This window comes from Methylobacterium terricola, from assembly GCF_006151805.1.
GTDB classification, from domain to species: domain Bacteria; phylum Pseudomonadota; class Alphaproteobacteria; order Rhizobiales; family Beijerinckiaceae; genus Methylobacterium; species Methylobacterium terricola.
The window spans coordinates 1-2,678 of the sequence record NZ_VDDA01000087.1 but is presented as its reverse complement, the minus strand read 5'-3'; the positions used below and the strand labels follow the sequence as shown (position 1 = coordinate 2,678).

The window sequence follows — 2,678 nt, the reverse complement described above, 5'->3', positions numbered from 1 at the left end:
GGACCTGGGCGGGCTCGCAGGGGATCTGGTGGAAGGAGGCGACGAGGGCCAGCGCCCCGAGGCCGGAATCGGGCCGGGCGGCGGGCAGCTCGGCCTGACCGGGGCCGGCCTGTGCGGCCGTGTCTTGCAGCATGGGCCTTAGCACTCCCGCTTGAACGATCCCCAATCATGATCTCGGGGATTAACTTCGATCAGATAATCCCCGAGGTTAAATTTTAGATGAATCTTGGACAATCCACAGGGGCTGGCAAGCATTCATCGGATGATCGTCCCCTCGAGAAAACTACAACCATGACGTGGCCCGGAGCAGTGCTCGATGACGGCAGCGGAGGGCTCTGATCCGGACACTCGACCGCACCCGGTCACGCTCGGCGGCCGGGTGCGATGAGGGCAAATCCGGTCGGCCCGGAGGATCCGGGCCGGTCGGGATCGCGGGCGACTACCCGACGGTGCCGGCGCCGAAGGTGGTGTCGCCGGCAGTGGCGCGGCCCTCGAGGGCGCCGTATTGCAGGTAGTGCTGCATCGGGTCGATCTTGGCCTGCGCGACGTCGCCGTAGGCGGCGAGGTATTCCGTCGTGTCGAAGCCTTTCGACGGGTCGCGGCCCTCTTTCCAGCCATACTGGTCGTAGTGCATCAGCGGGTCGATCCCGGCCGCCTTCACGTCCTGGTAGGCGTCGAGGTAGCCCTTGGTGTCGAACACTGCGTTCGGGTTGCGGCCCTCCTTCCAGCCATAGGTCTGGTAGTGGTCGTAGGCGTAGGTGAACGGATCCATGCCCGATTTCGTCGCGGCCTGGGCCACGTCGGCGTAGGACAGGAGATAATACTCGGCATCGAAGCCCGGATGCACGGCGAGGTCGGCGGTCTTGCCGATCGCGTCGTAGATCGCCCGGCCCTCGCCCTGGCCATATTCGATGTAATGCTTGAGCGGATCGAGGCCGGCGCCTTTCACGTCGGGATTGTGGGCGAGGTAGAGGTCGGTGTCGAAGCTCGCGGACGGATCGCGGCCCTCCTTCCAGCCGACCTGGTCGTACTGCTCCAGGGGATTGAGGCCGGCGGCCTGCACGTCCGGATTGGCCGCGAGGTAGCCGGTGGTGGAGAAGAGCGCGTTCGGGTCGCGGCCTTCGTGCCAGCCGTACTGGGCATAGTGGTCGTCGGCGTCCTGGCCGGCGAAGAACACGTCCTTGTTGTTCGCGAGATAGTACAGGTCGTCGACCAGCGGCGTGCCGTCGCCGGTGACCACGGTGGCATCGGTGAAGAGGTAGCGCTCGAAGCCGGTGACCCGGTCCTCGCCCTCCGGCCCGGTGATCAGCGTATAGCCGCCGTCGCGGGTGACGGAGGTGTCGGCGAGCCTCGAGTGGAACACCAGGGTGTCGGTGCCGGTCGGGCCCGTGAGGGTCCGGCCGCCGAACAGGACGTCGTTGCCGGGCGAGTTGACGATGATGTCGTCGCCCTGCCCGCCATAGACGGTGTCGTTGCCCTCCCCGCCGTCGAGGATGTCGTGCCCGTCCTGGCCGAACAGCACGTCGTCGCCGGCCTCGCCGAGCACGACATCGTGGCCCTCGCCGCCGTCGAGGGTGTCGTTGCCGGCGCCGCCGAGGAGCCTGTCATCGCCGGCATCGCCGAAGATCCGGTCGTCGCCGCCGGCACCGATCACAGTGTCGTCGCCGTCGAGGGCCACGAGCTCGTGGCCCTGGTCGTCATCGATGTAGGCGTCGCCGCCATCGGTGAAGACGAACGACACCGCCCCGACCACGATCGCGATCGGATCCGACGGCGGACCGGCATTGCCTGCCGCGTCGGTGAGCTGGACCGCGAGAGCGTAGGTCCCGTCCGCGAGCGGATCGGTCGGGCTCACCGTGAAGGTGCCGTCGGCCCCCACGACCGCCGTGCCGATCGGCGTGGTGCCGTTCAGCAGCGTCACGATCGTCCCGACCTCGCCGGTGCCGGTGACGGCCGGCGTGGTGTCGTCCGTCCTGCCTGCGCCGGAGCTGACCACCGGGATGCCCGGAGCGGCGGTGTCGATGGTCAGGCCGAGAGGCTGCGAGGGCAGGCTGGTCGAGCCGGCCGCGTCGGTCGCCGTCGCGGTGAGGGCATAGCTGCCGTCACCCAACGGTGTCGCCGGGGTGAAGCTGAACGCTCCGTCGCCCCCCGCCGCCACGGTCCCGAGGACCGTGTCGCCGTTGCGGATGGTGATGGTGGCGCCCGGCTCGGCGGTCCCGGTCAGCGTTGGCGTGCTGTCGTTGGTCGGGCCGGTCACCGCCGCGAGGGTCGGGCTCGCCGGTGCTGCCGTGTCGATGACGACCCCGACCGGGGCCGAGGCCGCGCCGACATTGCCGGCCACGTCGGTGAGCTGCACGGCCAGGGCGTAGGCCCCGTCCGCGAGCGGGGTCGTCGGGCTCACCGTGAAGGTGCCGTCCGCCGCGACCACGGCCGTGCCGATCGGCGTCGTGCCGTTCAGCAGCGTCACCGTCGATCCCGCCTCGCCCGTGCCGGTGAGAACCGGCGTGGCGTCGCGCGTCGTGCCGCCCCCCGCTGTCACGACCGCGGCGACCGGCGCCGTCGCGTCGATCCCGAAGGTGAACGGCGTGCTCGCCAGGCTCGCATTGCCGGCCGCGTCGATCGCCAAAGCCGTCGCCGCGTAGCTGCCGTCCGCCAGCGCCGGCAGGGTCGCCGACCAT

At 69.7% G+C, this 2,678-nt stretch carries 1 protein-coding gene; it reads right to left on the bottom strand.

The features are described 5' to 3' along the window. Positions 1 to 439 precede the first annotated feature (439 nt). Positions 440 to 2,678, bottom strand: a 2,239-nt coding sequence (locus FF100_RS36700; protein WP_246102813.1) for an Ig-like domain-containing protein, incomplete at its 5' end; no start/stop codon positions are given.